The organism is Ideonella sp. P3_A4 (assembly GCF_056403075.1).
Genome location: NZ_JBFUGE010000962.1, coordinates 1 through 1,665 on the forward strand (window position 1 = coordinate 1; position 1,665 = coordinate 1,665).

The window sequence follows — 1,665 nt, forward strand, 5'->3', positions numbered from 1 at the left end:
CCGTGAAGATGGACGACGGCCGCGAGCTGCCGCTGTACAAGCTGGAAACCACCAGCGAATCGCACCCGTTCTACACCGGTCAGCAAAAGAGCATCGATACGCTGGGCGGCCGCGTCGAGAAGTTCCGCAACAAGTTCGCCCGCGTCGGCCTCAAGAAGTAATCTTGGGGGCTCACGCCCGGACGGAAAAGGCAGCCTCGGCTGCCTTTTTCTTTTTCCGCGGCCGTGTGCTTCCGCTCCCCGCAGCCTCGGGGCCGATTTCCGTCCGGCGAGCCCGGCTGCAATTCTTTTGCCGCCCACCGGCTGACCGCCTTCTGACCTTGGCATGATCCCGCCCGTGAACCAACCGACCCCTGCACTCGTCACCCAACGTGCGGCCGAGCGCCTGCCGCGGCTGGCATTGGTGATGTTCTGCGCGGCCTACCTGCTGCCTGGCCTTTTTGGCCGTGACCCTTGGCGCAACGCGGACTTGACCGCATTCGCCACGATGATGGGCATGGCCGAAGGCCGAACGCCCTGGTGGGCGCCGACGCTGGGTGATCTGCCGGCCGAAACGGCGCTGTTGCCGCACGCACTCGGCGCCATGTTCATCAAGCTGCTGGGCACCTGGATGGACCCGGCGCTGGCCGCCCGCCTGCCCTTTGCCGCCTTGCTGGCGCTGACGCTGGCACTCGTCTGGTACGCCACCTTCAACCTGGCGCGCACCGAAGCCGCACAGCCGGTGCCTTTCGCGTTCGGTGGCGAAGCCGATCCGATCGACTATGCCCGCGCGCTGGCCGACGGCGCACTGCTGGCGACGATTGCCACGCTGGGCCTGCTGCAGCTGGGCCATGAGACAACGCCCGAGCTGATGCAGCTGAGCGAGGTGGCGTTGTGGCTATGGGCACTGGCCGCAGCGCCCTACCGCTCGACTGCCGTGCGTGCCGCCCTGCTGCTCGCCTTGCCGGCCCTGGCCAGCAGCGGTGCGCCATCGATGGCCGTCGCGCTGGGTGCGATGGCGCTGGTGGTGATCCTGCGCTCCAGCTACGCCGAAGTGCGCTCGCTCTGGCCGTGGCTGCTGGCTTCGCTGGCGCTGGCTGTCGGCGTCGCCACACTGCTCGGGGCCTGGCAATCGAGGCTGAATGCACCCAGCCTCGCGGGCACCGGCCGGCTGTTGCTCTGGTTCCCTTGGCCGGCTTGGCCTTTGGCCTTCTGGACGCTGTGGCGTTGGCGTCAACATTGGTTGCGGCGGCACATCGCCGTGCCGCTGGTCACCGTGGTCGTCGGCGTCGTGGCCTGCATTGCGATGGGCGGCTCGGACCGGGCGCTGATGCTCGCGACGCCAGGGCTGGCCGTGCTGGCGGCCTTCTCGCTGCCGACACTCAAGCGCAGCGCCGGCTCCGCCATCGACTGGTTCTCGGTCTTCTTCTTCAGCCTGGCGGGCCTGGCGGTCTGGGTCATCTATCTGTCGATGCAGACCGGCRTGCCGGCCAAGCCGATGGCCAACATCCTGCGTCTGGCGCCTGGCTTCGTCCCGCGCTTTTCGYTGATCGAGTTGGTGGCGGCCGCGCTGGGCACGGTAGCTTGGCTGTGGCTGGTGCGCTGGCGCACCTCACGGAACCGCCACCCGCTTTGGAAGAGCCTGGTGTTGCCGGCCAGTGGCGTGGCACTGGCTTGGCTATTGACG

The 1,665-nt window shown here is 68.0% G+C and carries 2 protein-coding genes; both read left to right on the forward strand.

Annotated elements, in window-relative coordinates:
- The coding region (gene rpmE / locus AC1DYI_RS34890) for a 50S ribosomal protein L31 (RefSeq protein WP_477208679.1) at positions 1–161 on the forward strand (161 nt) is incomplete at its 5' end.
- Positions 162–336: 175 nt separating this feature from the next.
- Positions 337–1,665: hypothetical protein (locus AC1DYI_RS34895; RefSeq protein ID WP_477208678.1), on the forward strand; the 1,329-nt coding region annotated here is incomplete at its 3' end.